The sequence below is a fragment of the Arthrobacter sp. zg-Y895 genome, assembly GCF_020731025.1.
GTDB lineage: Bacteria > Actinomycetota > Actinomycetes > Actinomycetales > Micrococcaceae > Arthrobacter_B.
In genome coordinates, this window is sequence record NZ_JAJFZY010000004.1 from 167,806 (window position 1) to 186,969 (window position 19,164).

The 19,164-nt window shown below is 66.9% G+C and carries 20 protein-coding genes; 18 read left to right on the top strand and 2 right to left on the bottom strand.

What is annotated here, in order from left to right; translation table 11 throughout:
• The first annotated feature begins 2 nt into the window (after positions 1–2).
• On the top strand, positions 3–1,034 hold the full coding sequence (locus LJ760_RS07525) for an NAD(P)H-dependent flavin oxidoreductase (RefSeq protein WP_331460713.1): 1,032 nt from the start codon (positions 3–5) through the stop codon (positions 1,032–1,034).
• A gap of 6 nt (positions 1,035–1,040) precedes the next feature.
• On the opposite strand, the gene LJ760_RS07530 is transcribed toward LJ760_RS07525, so the two are convergent.
• A complete protein-coding gene (locus LJ760_RS07530) occupies positions 1,041–1,628 on the bottom strand; it encodes a Vms1/Ankzf1 family peptidyl-tRNA hydrolase (RefSeq protein ID WP_227921332.1) in 588 nt (195 codons plus the stop codon).
• A gap of 188 nt (positions 1,629–1,816) precedes the next feature.
• Between LJ760_RS07530 and LJ760_RS07535 the strand changes: the two genes are divergently transcribed.
• The 13 genes from LJ760_RS07535 to nusB all read left to right on the top strand — a co-directional run bounded on the left by LJ760_RS07535 (position 1,817) and on the right by nusB (position 14,245).
• The gene (locus LJ760_RS07535; RefSeq protein ID WP_442860653.1) at positions 1,817–3,112 is read left to right on the top strand and encodes a replication-associated recombination protein A; all 1,296 of its coding nucleotides are present in this window, start codon (positions 1,817–1,819) and stop codon (positions 3,110–3,112) included.
• Positions 3,113–3,320: 208 nt separating this feature from the next.
• A complete protein-coding gene (gene rpsD, locus LJ760_RS07540) occupies positions 3,321–3,947 on the top strand; it encodes a 30S ribosomal protein S4 (RefSeq protein ID WP_104054795.1) in 627 nt (208 codons plus the stop codon).
• Between the two features lie 229 nt (positions 3,948–4,176).
• The gene (locus LJ760_RS07545) at positions 4,177–4,551 is read left to right on the top strand and encodes a DUF948 domain-containing protein (protein ID WP_227921340.1); all 375 of its coding nucleotides are present in this window, start codon (positions 4,177–4,179) and stop codon (positions 4,549–4,551) included.
• A 27-nt stretch (positions 4,552–4,578) separates the two neighbouring features.
• Positions 4,579–4,833, top strand: coding sequence for a hypothetical protein (locus LJ760_RS07550; RefSeq protein ID WP_227921347.1), 255 nt, complete (start codon positions 4,579–4,581; stop codon positions 4,831–4,833).
• 93 nt (positions 4,834–4,926) lie between these two features.
• On the top strand, positions 4,927–7,620 hold the full coding sequence (gene alaS, locus LJ760_RS07555) for an alanine--tRNA ligase (protein WP_227921350.1): 2,694 nt from the start codon (positions 4,927–4,929) through the stop codon (positions 7,618–7,620).
• Position 7,621: 1 nt separating this feature from the next.
• Positions 7,622–8,194 (top strand): Holliday junction resolvase RuvX, encoded by a 573-nt coding sequence (gene ruvX / locus LJ760_RS07560; protein ID WP_227921352.1) that lies wholly within the window; start codon positions 7,622–7,624, stop codon positions 8,192–8,194.
• A complete protein-coding gene (mltG, locus tag LJ760_RS07565) occupies positions 8,191–9,405 on the top strand; it encodes an endolytic transglycosylase MltG (protein WP_227921355.1) in 1,215 nt (404 codons plus the stop codon). Before ruvX ends, mltG begins: the two co-directional genes overlap by 4 nt.
• Before the next feature lie 2 nt (positions 9,406–9,407).
• Positions 9,408–10,277: a shikimate dehydrogenase family protein gene (locus LJ760_RS07570; RefSeq protein WP_227921358.1), complete on the top strand. Its 870-nt coding sequence runs from the start codon at positions 9,408–9,410 to the stop codon at positions 10,275–10,277.
• Between the two features lie 32 nt (positions 10,278–10,309).
• Complete coding sequence (gene aroC / locus LJ760_RS07575) at positions 10,310–11,518, top strand: chorismate synthase (RefSeq protein WP_227921359.1); 1,209 nt, start codon at positions 10,310–10,312, stop codon at positions 11,516–11,518.
• On the top strand, positions 11,508–12,050 hold the full coding sequence (locus LJ760_RS07580) for a shikimate kinase (RefSeq protein WP_227921360.1): 543 nt from the start codon (positions 11,508–11,510) through the stop codon (positions 12,048–12,050). Before aroC ends, LJ760_RS07580 begins: the two co-directional genes overlap by 11 nt.
• Entirely contained in the window at positions 12,051–13,172 is a 1,122-nt protein-coding gene (aroB, locus tag LJ760_RS07585) for a 3-dehydroquinate synthase (RefSeq protein ID WP_227921362.1), read from the top strand.
• A gap of 102 nt (positions 13,173–13,274) precedes the next feature.
• Positions 13,275–13,838: an elongation factor P gene (efp, locus tag LJ760_RS07590; protein WP_227911484.1), complete on the top strand. Its 564-nt coding sequence runs from the start codon at positions 13,275–13,277 to the stop codon at positions 13,836–13,838.
• Positions 13,835–14,245, top strand: a complete 411-nt coding sequence (nusB, locus tag LJ760_RS07595; protein WP_227921364.1) for a transcription antitermination factor NusB — start codon at positions 13,835–13,837, stop codon at positions 14,243–14,245. The genes efp and nusB overlap by 4 nt, the downstream gene beginning before the upstream one ends.
• 122 nt (positions 14,246–14,367) lie before the next feature.
• Here the strand turns inward: nusB and LJ760_RS07600 are convergent, their stop codons facing one another.
• Entirely contained in the window at positions 14,368–15,585 is a 1,218-nt protein-coding gene (locus tag LJ760_RS07600; RefSeq protein ID WP_227921367.1) for a PrsW family intramembrane metalloprotease, read from the bottom strand.
• A 146-nt stretch (positions 15,586–15,731) separates the two neighbouring features.
• Between LJ760_RS07600 and pyrR the strand changes: the two genes are divergently transcribed.
• From pyrR to LJ760_RS07620, 4 genes are read left to right on the top strand one after another with little or no spacing between them, the layout of a single operon-like run.
• On the top strand, positions 15,732–16,316 hold the full coding sequence (gene pyrR / locus LJ760_RS07605; protein ID WP_227921369.1) for a bifunctional pyr operon transcriptional regulator/uracil phosphoribosyltransferase PyrR: 585 nt from the start codon (positions 15,732–15,734) through the stop codon (positions 16,314–16,316).
• Positions 16,313–17,308, top strand: coding sequence for an aspartate carbamoyltransferase catalytic subunit (locus LJ760_RS07610; protein WP_227921371.1), 996 nt, complete (start codon positions 16,313–16,315; stop codon positions 17,306–17,308). The genes pyrR and LJ760_RS07610 overlap by 4 nt, the downstream gene beginning before the upstream one ends.
• A complete protein-coding gene (locus tag LJ760_RS07615) occupies positions 17,305–18,633 on the top strand; it encodes a dihydroorotase (RefSeq protein ID WP_227921373.1) in 1,329 nt (442 codons plus the stop codon). Before LJ760_RS07610 ends, LJ760_RS07615 begins: the two co-directional genes overlap by 4 nt.
• Positions 18,633–19,148 (top strand): PH-like domain-containing protein, encoded by a 516-nt coding sequence (locus LJ760_RS07620; protein ID WP_227921376.1) that lies wholly within the window; start codon positions 18,633–18,635, stop codon positions 19,146–19,148. The genes LJ760_RS07615 and LJ760_RS07620 overlap by 1 nt, the downstream gene beginning before the upstream one ends.
• Positions 19,149–19,164 lie beyond the last annotated feature (16 nt).

Consider the following 19,164-nt stretch of genomic DNA (forward strand, 5'->3'; position numbering starts at 1 on the left):
TGATGCTGGGGTCCCTTCCGCACGCCGTCGTCGGCGCGCCCATGGCCGGCGGGCCGTCCACTCCGGCGCTGGCAGCGGCGGTCAGCAACGCCGGAGGCCTGGGGTTCCTCGCGGCAGGCTATAAAAGCGCTGAGGCTCTGGCCGGGGAAATCACGGCGACCCGGGCGCTGACCGGCCGGCCGTTCGGAGTAAACCTCTTCGTGCCGGATGCCGCGAACACCGGCGGTTCCGGAACATCCCGGCAGGTCGCTGCCGCCCTGGCCTACCGGGAGCAGCTGGCCCGGGACTATCCGCCGGAGCTGCTGCCGCTGCCGGACCCGGAGGACGACGACGGATGGGACGCCAAGCTCGAACTGGTCCTCCGCCTGCAGGTACCCGTGGTGTCCTTTACCTTCGGCCTGCCCGGCGGAGACGTTATTACTGCGCTCCGGGAGGCAGGCACCGCCGTCGCCGTCACCGTGACCACCTCATGGGAAGCGGAGCTGGCCGTTGCGGCAGGTGCACGGATGCTGTGCCTGCAGGGACCGGCGGCCGGCGGTCACCGCGGAACCTTCGACGCCGCGGCGGAACCGTCCGCGCAGTCGTTGGATGAGCTGGTGCGTGCGGTCCGGGACGCCTTCAATGACGATGTTGAACTCATTGCCGCCGGAGGCATCAGCACTCCTGCACAGGTCCGGACCCTGCGGGCTGCCGGGGCCGACGCCGTGCAGGTCGGCACCGCGCTGCTGTTGAGCCCGGAGGCCGGGACCGCGGCCGTGCACCGGGCGGCCCTGCAGGACCCGCAGTTTACGGAGACCGCACTGACCCGGGCCTTTTCCGGCCGCACCGCACGGGGACTGGCCAACCGGTTTATGGCCCAACACTCTGACGCTCCGGCCGCCTACCCGCTGGTCAACCAGGTCACCAAGGGGCTCAGGGCACAGGCGGCAGCGTCGGGGAATCCGCACGGCACCAGCCTCTGGGCCGGAACCGGTTACCACTCGGCACTGCCGGAGCCGGCCGCCGCCGTTGTCGTGCGGCTGGGGATGCGGTAACCGTTCCTAGGGCAGGCTGATCCGGACAAACACCGACGCCGCATCCCGGGCCGCCTGCGCCAGCACCGCTGCTTTCGGGTCAGGTACGTCCAGCGGGCGCAGCCGGGGCAGCCCGGCCCAGCGGGCAAACTCCCGCCGGCCGGCAACCTGCTCGGCCAGCATCCGGTCGCCGCCGAAGACCAGGTACTCCGGAGCGGCGCTGCTGAATACGGCCGCTGCCTGCTCCGCGGCGGTGGCAGCCAACGCATCGGCCGCGTTTGCCCGGCGGTTGTTCGGCGAACCCGTCTTCGAGCCCAGCAGGCGGCCTTCCCGGGCAACGCCCACGGCATATCCGCCGCGGCGGACCAGCACCAGGCCCAGGGTCCGGGCCTGCCCTGCCAGCGAAGCGAGGCGTTCGACGTCGTTGGTTCCCCGCCCGGGGCGGCCGTCGGCAGGCCACGGCCCCAATAGCTCGGCCTCGGCGCCGGACGCAGCACGGACCCGGACACCCTCATTCCCGGAGACAAACTCCAGTGCACCCTGGCCCGCTTCGAACCGTTCCAGCCACCCGGTCAGCCGCTCTGCCGGAACATAGGTGGTGCGCGAGGCAGGCATGGCCGGGTCTGCTTTCAACGAAAAGCGGGGTGGACCTGCTCAGGTTACGGCACGAGTAGCCTTGAAGCGTGAATGGTTTGCCGGGGAATGATTTGTTCAGCGTAGACGGAGACGACGACGCAGAGTTCGACGACGCCGGGGCAGCCCCGGGCACGAGAGTGCGGCCGCGCAGCCCCCTGGCTGTGCGGATGCGCCCGCGCACGGTGGACGAGGTGGTGGGACAGCAGCACCTGCTCGGCCCCGGCTCCCCGCTGCGCACGCTGGCTTCCTTCGCCGATGAACGCAATCCCGCCGGACCTTCTTCGGTCATGCTGTGGGGGCCGCCCGGCACCGGCAAGACCACTTTGGCGCACGTCGTCGCCCGGGGTGCCGGGCGCAAGTTCGTGGAACTCTCCGCCATCACGGCCGGCGTCAAGGATGTCCGCCGGGTCATGGAGCAGGCCCTGACGGACCGGGACCTGCACGGCGTCACCACCATCCTCTTCCTGGACGAGATCCACCGCTTCAACAAGGCCCAGCAGGATGCCCTGCTGCCCGGGGTGGAAAACCGGTGGGTGGTCCTGATGGCAGCCACCACGGAAAACCCGTCCTTCTCCGTGGTTTCCCCGCTGCTGTCCCGGTCGCTGCTGCTGACACTGAAACCGCTGACCGAGGAGGACATCGCCGCCCTGCTCCAACGCGCCGTCGAGGATGAACGGGGGCTGGCCGGACGGGTCACGCTTAGCTCCGAGGCGCTGGAGCACCTGGTCCGGCTGGCGGCAGGGGACGCCCGCCGCGGCCTGACCGCGCTCGAGGCCGCCGCCGGCGTCGCCTACTCCGAAAAAGCGGACGACGACGATATTCCCGAAGTGACCCTGAGACACGCCGAAGAGGCACTGGACGTTGCGGCGCTGCGCTACGACCGCGCGGGTGACCAGCACTACGACATCACCAGCGCGTTCATCAAGTCCCTCCGGGGATCCGATGTCGACGCCGCCCTGCACTACCTGGCCCGCATGCTGGAATCGGGGGAGGACCCCCGGTTCATTTCCCGGCGGTTGATCATCTCGGCATCGGAGGACGTGGGAATGGCGGACCCGACCGCGCTGCAGACCGCCGTCGCGGCCGCCCAGGCCGTCCAGCTGATCGGCATGCCCGAAGGGCGGATCATCCTGGCCGAGGCGGTGGTGCATATTGCCACCGCACCGAAATCCAACGCTGCCTACAACGGCATCAACGCGGCCATCGCCGATGTGCGGGCCGGACGCGGGCAGGGCGTTCCGTCCCATCTGCGCGATGCCCACTACCCGGGCGCGAAGCAGCTGGGACACGGCAAGGGGTACATCTATTCGCATGACTCCCCGCACGGCGTCGCACGCCAGCAGTACGCGCCGGATGACCTGGTCGGAAAAAACTACTACGAACCCACCGGCAACGGAGTGGAGCGCGACATTTCCGCCAGGCTGGAGCGGCTGCGGGGAATCATCCGGGGCGAGAAGTCCTGACCGGCCCCGGCTGTTCCTGCCGGCGGGCCCCGCAGTGCGTGTTAGCATTGATGGTTGACTGGCAAGCCGGTTGTCGATTTCGACACCCTCGGCTGTAGCAGACGGCAGCGGTTGGCCGGAGCTCTCCCTAATGGAGGCCAGCATATTTCGCAGCAGTCACGGCACGTACTACCGCCGTGGCCAAACCGCCAAACAGTGAAAGGTGAACGTGGCTAACAACACACGTGCACGCCGGCAGGCACGCGCATCGCGCGCCCTCGGCATTGCTTTGACCCCCAAGGCAGCAAAGTACTTCGAGCGTCGGCCTTACCCCCCGGGTGAGCACGGCCGCGCCCGTCGCAAGCAGGACAGCGACTACGCCGTACGTCTGCGCGAAAAGCAGCGTCTGCGCGCCCAGTACGGCATCCGCGAAGCACAGATGACCCGTGTCTTCGAAGAAGCCCGCCGTACCGCCGGCCTGACCGGTGAAAACCTGATCGAACTGCTCGAAATGCGTCTCGACGCACTCGTGCTGCGTGCCGGCTTTGCCCGCACGATCGCCCAGGCCCGCCAGCTGGTTGTGCACCGTCACATCATGGTTGACGGCGCCCGCGTGGACCGCCCGTCCTTCCGCGTTTCCGAAGGCCAGCTCATCCACGTGCACCAGCGCAGCGAGACCATGACGCCGTTCCAGGTTGCCGCAGCCGGCGCCCACCGCGACGTCCTGCCCGCCGTTCCGGGTTACCTCGATGTTTCCCTGGACAAGCTGCAGGCACGCCTCGTGCGTCGCCCGAAGCGCTCGGAAGTCCCCGTGACCTGCGAAGAGCAGCTCGTGGTGGAATACTACGCACGCTAATAACGGAAACTTTTCCGTTTACTGTTCAGCCCGCGGCCTTGTGCCGCGGGCTGTTCCGTTATCCGGGGCAGTATTCCTCCTTTCGTGGCGTACACGGCAAAAGTAAGTGCCGCGGCGTTGCAGTAGGTAAGGTACATACCGGAGTCTTTCGCCGTATCCAGGCGGGGACTTCCGGGCAGAGCCGTTCACGGCGATGCGAACCACGAATTTTTGCGCAAGAAGGAGTCCCATGTCGGGTGGAGATATAGCCGGTCTGATCGCGGCCGGTGTGTTTGCCGTATTGGTCGCGTTGCTGGCCGTTCCCGTCTGGAAACTGGGGAAGGTCTTCGACGAGATGCGCGGCGCCATTCGTACGCTCAGCGAGGAGACCACTCCGCTGATCGACGAGGTCACCACCACGGTGTCCACCACCAACCTGCAGCTGCAGAAGGTGGACGGCATCTCCTCGAACGTTTCGGACGCATCGGCCAACTTGTCCGCTCTGTCCTCCCTGGTGGCCGCCACCGTGGGTTCCCCGCTGATCAAGGTCTCGGCGTTCAGCTACGGCGTACGTTCCGCCCTCGCCTCCCGCAGGACCGCCGGCCGTGGCCGGCGCAGCCGCTAAGCACACCAACAACTACAGGAGCCAGCCATGATCAAGCGCGTATTTTGGATGTCCATTGGCGTTGCCATCGGCGTAATCGCCGTCCGCCGGGTTTCCGAGGCCAAGACCAGCCTGAGCCAGGCGGGGATCAACCGTGCGGTGGATTCCGCAGCCGGTGCCGTGCAGAGCTTCGCCGAAGCCCTGCGTGAAGGCATGGGCCAGCGCGAGGGCGAGCTGCGTGCCGCCCTGGGCCTGGACAACTCCGACAACGTTGCCGAGACCCTGAGGTCCACGCGCCGCTAAGCGCCGCACTTCTTCGTCACTGGCAGCACAGCATTACGCACGCAGCTCCACCTGCCTGCTGAAACACCATTACCGGAAGGGTATAGAACCACCATGAAGTCCCACGAGATTGCACGCCGCTGGCTGGATTACTTCAGCGATAAGGGACATACGGTGGTGCCCTCGGCGTCGCTCGTCTCCAACGATCCCTCGCTGCTGTTCACCGTGGCCGGCATGGTGCCGTTCATCCCTTACCTAACCGCCCGCGAAAAGGCGCCGTACAGCCGGGCAACCAGCGTGCAGAAGTGCATCCGCACCGCGGACATCGAAGAAGTGGGCAAGACCGCCCGCCACGGCACCTTCTTCCAGATGGCAGGCAACTTCTCCTTCGGTGACTACTTCAAGGAAGAAGCGATCACCTACGCCTGGGAACTGCTGACCTCCGACGTCGAGAAGGGCGGTTACGGGCTGGACCCGCAGCGGCTCTGGGTCACCGTTTACGAAGACGGCGACGAGCGCGACGACGAAGCGCGCGCCATCTGGCGGGACAAGATCGGCATCCCGAATGACCGCATCATCGGGACCGGCAAGGCAGACAACTACTGGAACACCGGACAGGCAGGCCCGGGCGGCCCCTGCTCCGAGATCTACTACGACCGCGGTCCGGCCTACGGCCAGGAGGGCGGCCCGGCAGTAGACGAGACGCGCTACATCGAGATCTGGAACCTGGTCTTTATGCAGTACCAGCTCTCCGCCGTGCGCTCCAAGACGGACTTCGACGTGGCCGGCGAACTGCCGCAGAAGAACATCGACACGGGTCTCGGCCTGGAGCGCCTGGCGATGATCCTGCAGGGCGTGGAGAACATGTACGAGACGGACCAGGTCCGTCCGGTGCTGGACAAGGCCGCCGAGCTCTCCGGCAAGACCTACACCAGCTCCGAAGACCCCTCGGACCCGCACCACACGGACGACGTCCGGATGCGCGTGGTGGCCGACCACATCCGCTCCGCCCTGATGTTGATTTCCGACGGCGTGAGCCCGTCCAACGAAGGCCGCGGCTACGTGCTGCGCCGCCTCATCCGCCGGGCCGTGCGCGCCATGCGCCTGCTGGGCGTGGACACCGCCGTGCTGCCCGAACTGCTGCCCGTCTCCCGCGACGCCATGAAGGGCACGTACCCCGAGGTTGAAGCCGACTTCGCCCGGATCAGCCGGATCGCCTATGCCGAGGAGAAGGCGTTCCTGCGCACCATCGCCTCCGGCACCGAGCGCCTGGAAGAGGCCGTCAAGGTTTCCAAGGCCGCCGGAGCTCCGTTGAGCGGCGAAGAAGCGTTTGCCCTGCACGACACCTACGGTTTCCCCATCGACCTCACGCTGGAAATGGCCGAGGAAGCGGGCCTGAAGGTCGACGAGGCCGGATTCCGCTCGCTGATGTCCGAGCAGCGCAAGCGCGCCCAGGCAGATGCCCGCGGGAAGAAGCACGGGCACGCCGATATGTCGGTGTTCAACGAACTGCTGGCCGCCGGCTCCACAGTATTCACCGGCTATGACGAGCTGAAGACCGAATCGAAGGTCCGCGGCATCATTTCGGGGAACTCCCGGGTGGAATACGCCGGGCAGGGTTCCGAAATCTCCCTGGTGCTGGACTCGACGCCGTTCTATGCCGAAGCGGGCGGGCAGGCCGCCGATACCGGCCTCATCACCGGTGACGGCTTCGTCCTCGAGGTGCAGGACGTCCAGCGCCCGGTCAAGGGGCTGAGCGTGCACAAGGCGATTGTCCGCGAAGGCGAGATCGCTGCCGGCGCCAACGTGCTGGCCGCCGTCGACGCCCAGCGCCGCCACGAGGCAGAGCAGGCGCACTCCGGCACGCACATCGTGCACGCGGCCCTGCACCAGATCCTCGGCCCGGAAGCGCTGCAGCGCGGCTCCTTCAACAAGGCCGGCTACCTGCGCTTCGACTTCTCCTGGGGCGAAGGTCTCTCCGACGCCGCGAAGTCCGAAATCGAAGAGGTCTCCAACCTCGCGATCCGCAGCAACTACCAGGTGGAGACCAAGGTCATGTCCCTGGCGGACGCCAAGGCACTGGGCGCCACCGCACTGTTCGGCGAAGCCTACGGTGACACCGTGCGGGTCGTGGAAATGAACGGCGACTGGTCCCGCGAACTCTGCGGCGGCACCCACGTGGCCTCGACTTCCCGCATCGGCAGCCTGACCCTGCTGGGCGAGCAGTCCGTCGGATCCGGCAACCGCCGGGTCGAAGCCTTCGTGGGCATGGACGCCTTCCGCCACCTCGCCGCCGAGCGCGCACTGGTGAATGAGCTGTCCGAGATGCTCAAGGTCCCTTCGGTGCAGCTGCCGGACCGCCTCGCTGCCACCCTGGCCAAGCTGAAGTCCACCGAGAAGGAACTCGAAAAGCTGCGCCGCGAGCAGCTGGCCGCTTCCGCCGCCGCCCTCGTAGGCACCGCAGTGGATGTAGACGGCGTCCGGCTCCTGGCCCACAATGCCGGCGAGGTCGGGGGAGCGGATGACCTGCGCACCTTGGCCCTTGACCTGCGTTCCCGCCTGGGCAGCGAACCCGCAGCGGTGGCTGTCGCCGGTGTCTCCAACAACCGTCCCGTAGTGATTGTCGCCACCAACGAAGGCGCCCGCGGCGCCGGCGTCAAGGCCGGTGCCCTCGTCAAGGTTGCCGCCGGCGTGCTTGGCGGCGGCGGCGGCGGCAAGGACGACGTCGCCCAGGGCGGCGGCTCCGATGCCGGCAGGATCGGAGCTGCCCTCACGGCGATCCGCGAAGCCGTGGCCGGGCGGAGCTGACTTGAGTGGTCTGCACGGGGTGAAGCTGGGTGTCGACGTCGGCCTGGTTCGGGTCGGCCTCGCCGCCAGCGACCCCGACGGCGTCCTGGCCATGCCGGTCAGGACGCTGAAGCGGGACGCGAAGAAGAACAGCGACATCCGCGTGGTGGTCCGGGAAGCTGCGGAGCGGGGTGCCGTCGAAGTGTTTGTCGGCCTGCCCCGCAGCCTGGGCGGCGGCGAAACCGCCTCCACCCAGATGGCCCGGGACTACGCGCAGGCGCTGGTCCGGGCCCTGGCCGACGCCGGCCAGGAACAGCAGGTGCGGTTGGTGGACGAACGCCTGACTACGGTCTCCGCGCACCGTTCCCTGCGCGAAGCTGGAATGAACAGCCGGAATCACCGTACAGTGGTTGATCAAGCGGCTGCTGTAGCGATTCTGCAGCAGTCTATTGACACACAACGATCCCTGAACCGGGACGTAGGGGAGCTGGTTACACTGCGCCGGCCGCGCCGCGAAAGCGGCGGGGTGCCGGCCCCGACCGAGGAGTTCGAAATTTCGCAGGACATCGAGCGCGAAAGCGGTAATACGCCGTGAGCCACAGATATCCCGAGTACCCGGCCATGGCGGAGCCTGACCGCAGGCCCCGACAGGGCGGCAGTCATGAACTCCCCGTGGGCGTGTTCTTTGAGGAGCCCTCGGACCTTCCCAGCCGCAGGAGCCAGCGGCCGAGCCGTGAAAAGCAGCGCCGCCGCCGTCGCCGCACCATCATCATGGTCACCGTGCTGGCCGTGTTCGCAGGCGTGGTTTTCGGCCTCATCATGTTCCTGCGGGACCTGCTGGGCATGAACGAGATCCAGGACTACGAGGGTGCAGGCAACGGCACCGTGGCGTTCACCGTGGCAGAAGGTGACGGCCCGCTGCTGATCGGCGGAAAGCTCGAAGCCGAAGACATCGTCGCCACGTCCAAGGAATTCGTCAACGCCTTCACCGCCCAGTCGGACGGACGGGAAATCCAGCCCGGGACGTACGAAATGAAATACCAGATGTCCTCCTCCGCTGCCGTGGATGCCCTGCTCGGGGACGGCGGCAGCCAGGTGCATTACGCGGCAGTGGCACGCGACCTGCGCCAGGGCGAGGTCTTCGAAGTCCTGAATACCTCCACCCGGATCCCGCTTTCTGAGTTCCAGGCCTTGGCCGCGGACCCGCAGCAGTTCGGCCTGCCGGAGGAAGCAGTAAGCCTTGAAGGCTACCTGCATCCGGGCGAATACCGGTTCGACGTCGAAAAGGACGCCACCGAGATCATCACCGAGATGGTGGATAACACGTTCGCTGAACTCGAAGCGGCCGGTATTACCGATCCCGCCGAGCAGTACCGGATCCTGACCAAGGCCAGCATCATCCAGGCCGAGGCCGGGGAGGCTGACTACGGTGCCGTCGCCGGCTCCATCGAGAACCGGTTGGGCCCGGACAACAAGGAAACCAACGGGCTGATCCAGTCCGATGCCACGGTGACGTACGGCCTGAACCGCAAGAGCTATGAACTCACCGCGGAGGAAAAGGCGGACAAATCCAACCCGTACAACACCTACGCCAACCCCGGCCTGCCCGTCGGTCCCATCGGTTCCCCGAGCCGGGAGGCCATTGAGGCAGCGGCCAACCCTGATGACGTCCCGTACTACTACTGGGTCACCGTCAACCTGGACAGCGGCGAAACCAAGTTCTCCTCCACCCTCGCCGAGCACGCCAAGTACGTCGAGGAATACCAGAACTGGTGCAGTACCCAAAAAGCCGGGCGGTGTGGTTAGCGGTGGATAGCGCCCCGCGGCGCGCAGCCGTGCTGGGGCATCCGATCAGCCATTCCCAGTCACCCCGGCTGCACCAGGCCGCGTACAACCATCTGGGGTTCGACTGCAGCTACGAGGCGATAGACCTCCGTGTTGAGGAGGCCGCGGGATTCGCGGCCTCCCTCCGCGGGCAGGAGGGCTGGACCGGTCTGTCCGTCACTATGCCGCTGAAGGCCGTCATGGCGGAGGAGATGGACGAGGTCGGGCCGCTGGTGAAGGCGCTCGGAGTGCTGAACACCGTGACCTTCTCCCGGACAGGCTCCCGCACGGTCCTGACCGGCCACAACACCGATGTGGCCGGCATTGTCGGCGCCCTGCGGTACGCCGGAGTCGGTTCCGGAGCGCGGGCCGTGGTGCTTGGCGCGGGCGGAACCGCGTGCGCCGCTGTTGCGGCACTGGCGCGGCTGGACCCGTCCGAAACGGTGGTCTGCGCCCGACGCTTCCCGGTACCTGCCCCCGGGCAGGCAGGGGTGCTGGAGGCAGGCCACGCAACCGGCGTTGCCGTGCACCCGCGGCCGTGGGAGGAGGCAGCCACAGCCTGCGAGGCGGCCGACGTCGTAATCTGCACGCTGCCGCCGCACGGTGCAGACGGCCTCGCGGACGCAATCTCCGAAGTCCGGCAGGACGCCATCCTCCTGGATGCCGCGTACGACCCATGGCCAAGCCGGATCGCGTCCGTCTGGTCCGGGTTCGGCGGAACGGTGGTGCCGGGCATCGAGATGCTGCTTTACCAGGCCGTGGAGCAGGTAAAACTGTTTACCGGGGACGCGTTCTTCGACGAACCCGGCGTCATAAACGCCATGTGTGACGCTGTGCGAATCCCGCGGCGCTGAACGCCCACGCCGGGCATGGCAGTATTGAAAGCATGTTGCGTTGGTTGACCGCCGGTGAGTCCCATGGCCCTGCTTTGGTTGGAATTGTTGAAGGTGTCCCTGCCGGAGTGGAGGTGGACAGCACCCTCATCTCCGCTGCTCTTGCCCGTCGCCGCCTCGGTTACGGCCGCGGCGCCCGAATGAAATTTGAACAGGATGCCGTGCGCATCCTGGGCGGCGTCCGCCACGGCAAGACCCAGGGCGGCCCGGTCGCCATCGAGATCGGCAACACCGAATGGCCCAAGTGGGAACAGGTGATGGCTGCCGATCCGGTGGATCCGGCGGTCCTGGCCAACTCTGCACGCAATGCGCCCCTCACCCGTCCCCGTCCTGGGCATGCTGATTTCACCGGTATGCAGAAGTACGGTTTCGACGAAGCCCGTCCCGTCCTTGAACGCGCCAGCGCAAGGGAAACCGCCACCCGCGTGGCGCTTGGCGCCGTCGCCTCTGCCTTCCTGAAGCAGCTGGGCATTGAACTGGTCAGCCACACCGTGGGCATCGCCGGTGTGATGGCGCCGGGCGACTCGGCCTTGCCGCTCCCGGCCGACGTCGACGCGCTCGACGCCGACCCGATGCGCTGCTTCGATGCAGGCGTCTCGGCGGCCATGGTGGCCGAAGTCGATGCCGCGCACAAGGAGGGCGAGACGCTCGGGGGAGTGGTGGAGGTGCTGGCCTACGGCCTGCCGCCGGGACTGGGCAGCTACGTTCATTGGGACCGCCGGCTGGACGCCCGCATCGCCGGCGCCCTGATGGGCATCCAGGCCATCAAGGGCGTGGAAGTAGGGGACGGTTTCCTCACTGCCACCCGCCGCGGCTCCGCTGCCCACGACGAAATCCTGCAGGACGCCGAGGGCCGCGTGGTCCGATCAAGCAACCGCGCCGGAGGCATCGAAGGGGGCATGAGCATCGGCGAACTGCTGCGGGTACGTGCCGCAATGAAACCCATTGCCACCGTGCCGCGGGCGCTGCGCACCGTTGACGTGAGTACTTCCGAACCGGCCCGGGCCCACCACCAGCGGTCGGATGTCTGCGCGGTCCCCGCTGCCGGCGTGGTTGCCGAAGCCATGGTGGCGCTGGTCCTGGCCGAAGCCGTGATCGAGAAGTTCGGCGGCGATTCCGTGCCCGAAACTGCACGGAACCTGCACGCCTACCTGGCCGCCATTCCGCAGCCGCTGGAATCCGCCGGTACCGATGTCCCCTAGGAGCGACAGGTCCAGCGGGCTCGACCGGCACCTGGTCCTGATGGGCTTTATGGCGGCCGGGAAGTCGGTCGTCGGACGCGGGTTCGCTGCCCGCCAGGGAATGCCCTTCCTGGACACGGACGAGGCCGTCGTGGCACGGTACGGTCCCATTGCCGGCATTTTCAGCGCGTACGGTGAGCACTATTTCCGCGAGGTCGAAGCGCGGACCGTTGCCGCTGCCCTTGAAGCCCGCGTGCCCACCGTGATTTCCCTGGGCGGAGGCGCCGTGCTGGACTCGGGGACCCAGCAACTGCTCGGCCGCGCCACTGTAGTGTTTCTGGATACGGACCTTGCCACCGTGCTTCCACGGATCACCCGTGCAGGCCACCGTCCCCTGCTCGCACCGGACCCGGTCCGGCGCTGGCAGGAACTGGCGGACATCCGCCGTCCCATATACGAATCCCTGGCCGACATCACCATTGACACCAGGGGACTTACCGTTCCGGCCATTATTGACCGGCTGACTTCCGTCCTCATCAAAGGAGAAGACTAGATGCCCTCCGACCCCACGATCATCCCGGTGACCGGCACCAACCCCGCAGAGAACTACGACGTCGTCGTAGGCAACGGCCTGCTTGGCCGGCTGCCGGACATGCTGGGTGAGCGCGTGCGCCGCGTCCTGGTGATCCACCCGCGCGCCCTGCGCACCACCGGCGATACCGTACGCGACGAACTCGCCGCCACGGGCCTGACCGCCGTCACCGCGGAGATCCCGGACGCCGAAGAGGGCAAGCACATCCAGGTGGCGTCCTTCTGCTGGCAGGTCCTGGGCCAGAACGATTTCACCCGGTCCGATGCCATTGTCGCCGTCGGTGGCGGAGCGGTCACCGACGTGGCCGGCTTCGTGGCCGCCACGTGGCTGCGCGGCATTAAAGTGGTGCACATCCCCACGTCCCTGCTGGGCATGGTGGACGCGGCCGTGGGCGGCAAGACCGCCATCAACACCGCCGAAGGCAAGAACCTCGTGGGCGCCTTCCATCCGCCCGCCGGGGTCCTGGCGGACCTGGACGCCCTGGCCACCCTGCCCAGGAACGAGCTGCTCAGCGGCATGGCCGAGGTCATCAAATGCGGGTTCATCGCCGACCCTGCCATCCTGGACCTGGTCGAAGCGAACCCGGAGGCAGTGGCCGACGGCGCTTCCGACGTCGTGCGCGAACTGGTGGAACGCTCCATCGGGGTCAAGGCGGAAATTGTTTCCTCGGACCTGCGCGAATCCGGCCGGCGGGAATTCCTGAACTACGGGCACACCCTGGGCCATTCCATCGAGCTGGCGGAACGCTACCAGTGGCGGCACGGCGCGGCAGTGTCCGTTGGCCTGGTCTTCGCCGCGGAACTGGGACGGACGGTGGGCCGGTTGGATGACGCGACTGCGGACCGGCACAAGGAGATCCTCTCCTCGCTGGGGCTGCCCGTGACCTACCGCAAGGACCGTTGGTCCGCCCTGCTGGACGGCATGCGCCGGGACAAGAAGTCCCGCGGGGACCTGTTGCGCTTCGTGGTGCTGGACGGACTGGCGAAACCGTCCATGCTGGAGGTGCCGGATACCTCGCTGCTGTTCGCGGCCTACCAGGAGATCGCCTCCGAGCCGCAGGGCGGAATCCGCCTCAGCCTGTAGGTTCTGCGCGAGCGGGTAGAATAGTCGACGGACTTGAATAAAACGTACTTTGACTAACGAACGTACTTTGACTAACGACTGACGAACAACGGAAGAGAAACTGTGGCGACGACCAACGACATCAAGAACGGCACCGTGCTGAAGCTTGAAGGCAACCTCTGGAGCATCATCGAGTTCCAGCACGTGAAGCCGGGCAAGGGTGGTGCGTTCGTCCGTACCAAGATGCGCAACGTGACTTCGGGCAAGGTAGTGGACAAGACGTTCAACGCCGGCATCAAGGTCGAGACCGCCACGGTGGACCGCCGCGATTACCAGTACCTGTACCAGGACGGCGAAGACTACGTCTTCATGGACACCTCCGACTTTGACCAGCTCACGGTCCCCGGCAAGATCGTCGGTGACAACGCGAACTTCATGATGGAGTCCATGATGGTCACCATCGCGATCCACGAGGGTTCGCCGCTGTACATCGAACTCCCGCCGTCGGTCACCATGGAGATCACGTACACCGAGCCGGGCCTGCAGGGCGACCGGTCCACCGGCGGCACCAAGCCCGCCACGATCGAGACCGGCTACGAGATCCAGGTGCCGCTGTTCCTGGAGCAGGGCACCAAGGTCAAGGTCGACACCCGCACCGGCGACTACCTGGGACGCGTTAACGAGTGAGTGCACGCAGTAAAGCACGGACCCGGGCACTGGAGGTCCTTTTCGAAGCCGAACAGCGTTCGGTTTCTGCCTTCGATGCCATTCGGGCCCGCCGCGAAAAGACCGACCAGACCATCAACCCCTACACCATGGACCTGGTGGAAGGCGTGGTTGCGATGCAGGAGCAGATCGATGAGTTCCTGAGCACGTATTCGCAGGGCTGGACGCTTGATCGCATGCCCTCGGTGGACCGCATCATCCTCCGCCTGGGCACTTGGGAACTTCTCTACAACGACGACGTTCCCGACAAGGTGGCCATCAGCGAAGCCGTGGAATTGGCGAAAGCACTCTCCACGGACGAATCACCGGCCTTCATCAACGGCCTGCTCGGACGGCTGCAGGAACTGAAGCCCTCCCTGCTGGCTTAGCCAGGATCCAAGCATCCAGAAAAGACCGGCCCCGCGGGGCCGGTCTTTTCTGCGTTTCCAGCCGTTTCACTTCGGCTGCGGGTTTCACCCGGGCTGGAGGGTTTTACCTGGGCTGCAGGGTTTCACCTGGCCTGGAGGGCCTGCCCGGCCAGCATGGTGGTCCGGATGCCGGTGAGTTCACCCAGCAGGGTCCGCTCATACTCCATGTTGGCGCTGACATCCCGGCCGGAGGCTATCTGCTGCCGGGTCAATGCCAGGCGGGTGGCACGCCGGATGAACTCCTTCATGTGCGGTGCCGCCCCGGTGGCCCGTGCCCAGCCCATGGCCTGGCGGCGGCCGGCGCCGGTGGCCAGCATCCGCACTTCTGCGGGGGTGAACCAGCCCGCCATGGCGTATTCGGAAAGCCGTTGCAGGGTCAGGCGCTGCTCCGCGCGGCGCAGCAGCCACACCCCGGTGACCGCCGCGCCGAAGAACGGAACCTGGAGCAGGAAGTAGAACAGGAAGAAGTCCCCGAAAAACAACGCGGGGCCGCCGTTCCACAGCATGTGCCCCAGGATGGCCGGAATCAATCCGATCACGAAGGCCGGCAGGATCCACGCGTTGCCCGCACGCCGCGCCGCCAGTCCCAGCGCGAGCCCGGTGCAGGCGGTGAACAGGACATGCGCAAAGGGGGAGAGCAGCCCGCGGAGGATGAAAATAAACCCGAGCTCGTACACCGTCTCGGGCCCGGCTGTCCGCAGCGCTGCCCCGAAGTAGAGGATGTTTTCCGTGAAGGCGAACCCCGCTGCCACGGCAGCGGCAAACACGATGCCGTCCACCGGCCCGTCAAAGATCCGCCGGCGGACCAGCAGAAGCAGGAGGATGCCCAGGCCCTTGGCGATTTCCTCCACTACGGGAGCCTGGACCACCGCGCCCAGCAGGTCCGCCGAGCCGTAGGGGACCAGCTCAATCAGGGCAAACGTGAAGTACGGACCAACCAACAGGGCGATGGCCACCGAAACCCCGGCACCCCACAGGAACGAGAAAACCAGGCTGCTCCGCGGTTCCGGCTCCCACCGGTCCACCCACCAGATACCCAGCACGCAGATGCTCAGGGGGACCAGCGCCAGGAGCCCGCAGATAATGAAGGCCGGCGGGCCGAGGCCGTCCAGAAGGTACATGCCCACCCAGGCCAGTGCCACGGAGGAGAGCGCAATCAGCACTACGGTGGCCGCCAGGCCCTTGTCCCGGCGTGGTGCCGGAGGGGACCAGAACGTCTGGACGGGTGCGGCGCCGTTGGCAGGGCCATAGCCCGGAGGGGCGGGATGCTGCGGGTCGGGAAAGATACCGGGTGCGCTCATGCGCTGGGCCTGCTCATAGCAGACAGGATAGTTCCACCGCGGCATTTCCCGTCACACACAGCGGGCGGCGGCGTGGCCTGTGATAGCTTGGTGCGGCATTCAACCTTTAAATTCCGTCCTGTGAGGCGGGGAAGGAGGAAGCGAATATGACGGCCAAAGATGCTCTTTCCAGCCGTACTGTTTTGTCTTCAGCTGACATTGACCGCGCCCTGACGCGTATTGCCTATGAGATCCTCGAGGCCAACAAAGGGCCCGAAGACCTGGTCCTGATGGGGATCCCGCGCCGCGGTTATCCGTTGGCCCAGCGCCTGGCCGCCAAGATCGCCGCGGCGGCTCCCGGCGTCGATCCCGCTGCCATCACCGGCCAGCTCGACGTCACCATGTTCCGTGACGACCTCGCCCGCAGGCCCACCCGGCCGCCCTACGCCACCCGCGTCCCGGTCACCGGGATTGACGACAAAGTGGTGGTGCTCGTGGACGACGTCCTGTATTCCGGCCGCACCATCCGTTCCGCGCTCGATGCCCTCGTGGACCTGGGCCGGCCGCGCATCGTCCGGCTGGCAGTGCTCGTGGACCGCGGCCACCGCGAACTGCCCATCCGGGCAGACCACGTGGGCAAGAACCTGCCCACCGCCTCCATCGAGCAGGTCCGGGTCCGGCTGTCCGAAAGCGACAGCACGGCCACAGGCGAAGCTGCCACGGACGAAGTGGTCATCGAGGGCATTGCATGAGGCACCTCCTGTCCACGCTGGACCTCAGCCGGGACGACGCCCTGGCCGTCCTGGATACGGCGGAGCAAATGGCCGCAGTAGGGGAGCGTGAAGTAAAGAAGCTTCCGGCCCTGCGCGGGCGCACCGTGGTGAACCTCTTCTTCGAGGACTCCACCCGCACCCGCATCTCCTTTGAGGCGGCCGCGAAACGGCTGTCCGCCGACGTCATCAATTTCTCCGCCAAGGGATCGTCGGTCTCCAAGGGCGAATCACTGAAGGACACCGCACAGACGCTGGCAGCCATGGGCGCCGACGCCGTAGTGATCCGGCACGGATCCTCCGGAGCGCCGGCGCGGCTGGCGTCCTCCGGCTGGATTGATGCCGCAGTGCTCAACGCCGGGGACGGCACGCACGAACACCCCACCCAGGCACTGCTGGATGCCTTCACGATGCGACGGCACTGGGCGCGGCTGCACGGCACGGAGTCCGCCGGCACCGACCTGGCCGGAATGAAGGTGGTGATTGCGGGGGACGTGCTGCATTCGCGGGTTGCCCGCTCGGACCTGTGGCTGCTTCGGACACTGGGCGCGGAGGTCACCCTGGTTGCACCGCCCACGCTGCTGCCGTTCGGCGTCGAGTCCTGGCCCTGCACCGTCAGTTACGACCTGGACGAGGCACTGGCGACCCGGCCGGATGCCGTCATGATGCTGCGGGTGCAGGGCGAACGGATGCACTCTGCGTTCTTCCCGTCCGTCCGCGAGTATTCCCGCCGCTGGGGCCTGGACGACGTCCGCCTCGACCGGCTGGACACCCTCGGCCTGACGGACACCATCATCATGCACCCCGGTCCGATGAACCGCGGGCTGGAAATTTCCGCCCGTGCCGCCGATTCGCCCCGCTCGACCGTCCTGGACCAGGTCCGCAACGGCGTCTCGGTGCGGATGGCCGCCCTTTACCTGCTGCTCTCCGGAGAGAACAGCACCCCCCGTACCCAGCAGGAGCAGCCCCGATGAGCACTACCGGCACCTATCTGATCCGCGGAGCGTCACTGCTCGGCACCGAACGTGCGGATATCCGCATCGAGGACGGCACCATCACCGCCGTCGCCCCCGAACTGCCGGTGCCCCCCGGCGCCACCGTGGTCGAGGCGGAGGGCCTGATCGCCCTGCCCGGCATGGTGGACCTGCACACGCACCTGCGCGAACCCGGCCGGGAAGATGCCGAAACCGTGGAGACCGGCACCCGTGCCGCAGCGCTCGGCGGCTTCACCGCCGTGCACGCCATGGCCAACAGCATGCCGGTTGCAGACACCGCCGGCGTGGTGGAACAGGTCCTTCACCTGGGGGAGCGGGCCGGCTGGGTGGACGTGCGTCCCGTAGGGGCGGTCACCGTAGGCCTGGAAGGCCGGCAGCTGGCGGAACTCGGCGCGATGGCTGACTCCCGCGCCCGGGTGCGCGTGTTTTCCGACGACGGCAAGTGCGTTTCGGACCCGGTGCTGATGCGCCGTGCGCTGGAATACGTGAAGGCGTTCGACGGCGTCGTTGCCCAGCACGCGCAGGAGCCACGCCTCACCGAAGGCGCACAGATGAACGAAGGCGAAGTCAGTGCCGTCCTCGGACTGGCCGGCTGGCCCGCCGTCGCCGAGGAATCCATCATCGCCCGCGACGTCCTGCTGGCACGGCACACGGGCTCCCGCCTGCATGTCTGCCACCTGTCCACCGCCGGGTCGGTGGAAATCATCCGCTGGGCCAAGGAACGCGGCATCCGGGTCACCGCCGAGGTTACCCCGCACCATCTGCTGCTCACCGACGAACTGGTCCGCACTTACGATCCGGTCTACAAGGTGAACCCGCCCCTGCGCACCGAAGCGGATGTGCAGGCGGTCCGCCGCGGCCTCGCAGACGGCACCATCGATATTGTCGGCACCGACCACGCTCCGCATCCCCGCGAACACAAGGAAGGCGAGTGGGAGACGGCGGCCATGGGCATGACCGGCCTGGAGACCGCGCTCTCCGTGGTGCAGCACGCCATGATCGACACGGGGCTGATGGACTGGGCGGATTTCGCCCGCGTCACCTCTTCGACACCTGCGCTGATCGGCCGGGTACCGGGCCAAGGCAGGCCCCTTGCCGCAGGCGAACCGGCCAACGTCATATTGGTGAACCCGTCTGCGCGAAGGAGGGTCGACCCTTCTAAGATGGCTAGCAAGGGACGCAACAGTCCGTTTGCCGGACTGGAACTGCCCGGTGGAGTCGAAGCGGTTTTCTACGCCGGCCACCCCACCGTCCTGAACGGCAGACTGAACACGCCCCACCCCGCTGCCGCAAAGGAATCCTGATGGAACTGGTCTTTTTCTTCCTGGGCCTGGCCGCCCTTATCGTCGTGGTCCTGGGCCTGTTCGCCCTGGGCTGGCGCGGCCGACGACGCCGCCAGCAGGACACGCCCCGTCCCCTGCCCCTGCCGGACGAACTGTCCGATCCGGGCTTCCAGGCACTGGGCCAATATGTCGCCACAACCACCGCCGGTGACTGGCTGGACCGCGTGGCACTCTACGGCCTGGGCGTAAAGTCCAACGCCACCGCGGCGGTTTTCCCCGAAGGCGTGCTTTTTGCCCGCTCCGGTGCCGAGGACCTCTGGATTCCGCGGCAGGACCTGCACGACGTCCGCCTGGAGCGCGGCATGGCCGGAAAATTCGTGGAAAAGGACGGTCTGGTCATTGTGACCTGGCAGCTGGGCCCCAAGCGTGTGGATACCGGCTTCCGGACCCGCTCCTCGGATGAGAAGACCCCCCTTGTCCGCGCCATTACTGAACTTCTGCCGGAATCGGCCACCCCTAGCGAGGAACAACTGTGACAGTTCACGAAATCAT

Bases quoted from the DNA above. Each gene is read 5' to 3' on its own strand.
- LJ760_RS07620 (WP_227921376.1), top strand. From the start codon at position 18,633: ATGGAACTGGTCTTTTTCTTCCTGGGCCTGGCCGCCCTTATCGTCGTG.
- pyrR (WP_227921369.1), top strand. From the start codon at position 15,732: ATGACGGCCAAAGATGCTCTTTCCAGCCGTACTGTTTTGTCTTCAGCT.
- LJ760_RS07615 (WP_227921373.1), top strand. From the start codon at position 17,305: ATGAGCACTACCGGCACCTATCTGATCCGCGGAGCGTCACTGCTCGGC.
- LJ760_RS07535 (WP_442860653.1), top strand. From the start codon at position 1,817: ATGCGCCCGCGCACGGTGGACGAGGTGGTGGGACAGCAGCACCTGCTC.
- LJ760_RS07600 (WP_227921367.1), bottom strand. From the start codon at position 15,585: ATGAGCGCACCCGGTATCTTTCCCGACCCGCAGCATCCCGCCCCTCCG.
- LJ760_RS07610 (WP_227921371.1), top strand. From the start codon at position 16,313: ATGAGGCACCTCCTGTCCACGCTGGACCTCAGCCGGGACGACGCCCTG.
- aroC (WP_227921359.1), top strand. From the start codon at position 10,310: ATGTTGCGTTGGTTGACCGCCGGTGAGTCCCATGGCCCTGCTTTGGTT.
- LJ760_RS07550 (WP_227921347.1), top strand. From the start codon at position 4,579: ATGATCAAGCGCGTATTTTGGATGTCCATTGGCGTTGCCATCGGCGTA.
- aroB (WP_227921362.1), top strand. From the start codon at position 12,051: ATGCCCTCCGACCCCACGATCATCCCGGTGACCGGCACCAACCCCGCA.
- LJ760_RS07525 (WP_331460713.1), top strand. From the start codon at position 3: ATGCTGGGGTCCCTTCCGCACGCCGTCGTCGGCGCGCCCATGGCCGGC.
- LJ760_RS07580 (WP_227921360.1), top strand. From the start codon at position 11,508: ATGTCCCCTAGGAGCGACAGGTCCAGCGGGCTCGACCGGCACCTGGTC.
- LJ760_RS07545 (WP_227921340.1), top strand. From the start codon at position 4,177: ATGTCGGGTGGAGATATAGCCGGTCTGATCGCGGCCGGTGTGTTTGCC.
- LJ760_RS07530 (WP_227921332.1), bottom strand. From the start codon at position 1,628: ATGCCTGCCTCGCGCACCACCTATGTTCCGGCAGAGCGGCTGACCGGG.
- alaS (WP_227921350.1), top strand. From the start codon at position 4,927: ATGAAGTCCCACGAGATTGCACGCCGCTGGCTGGATTACTTCAGCGAT.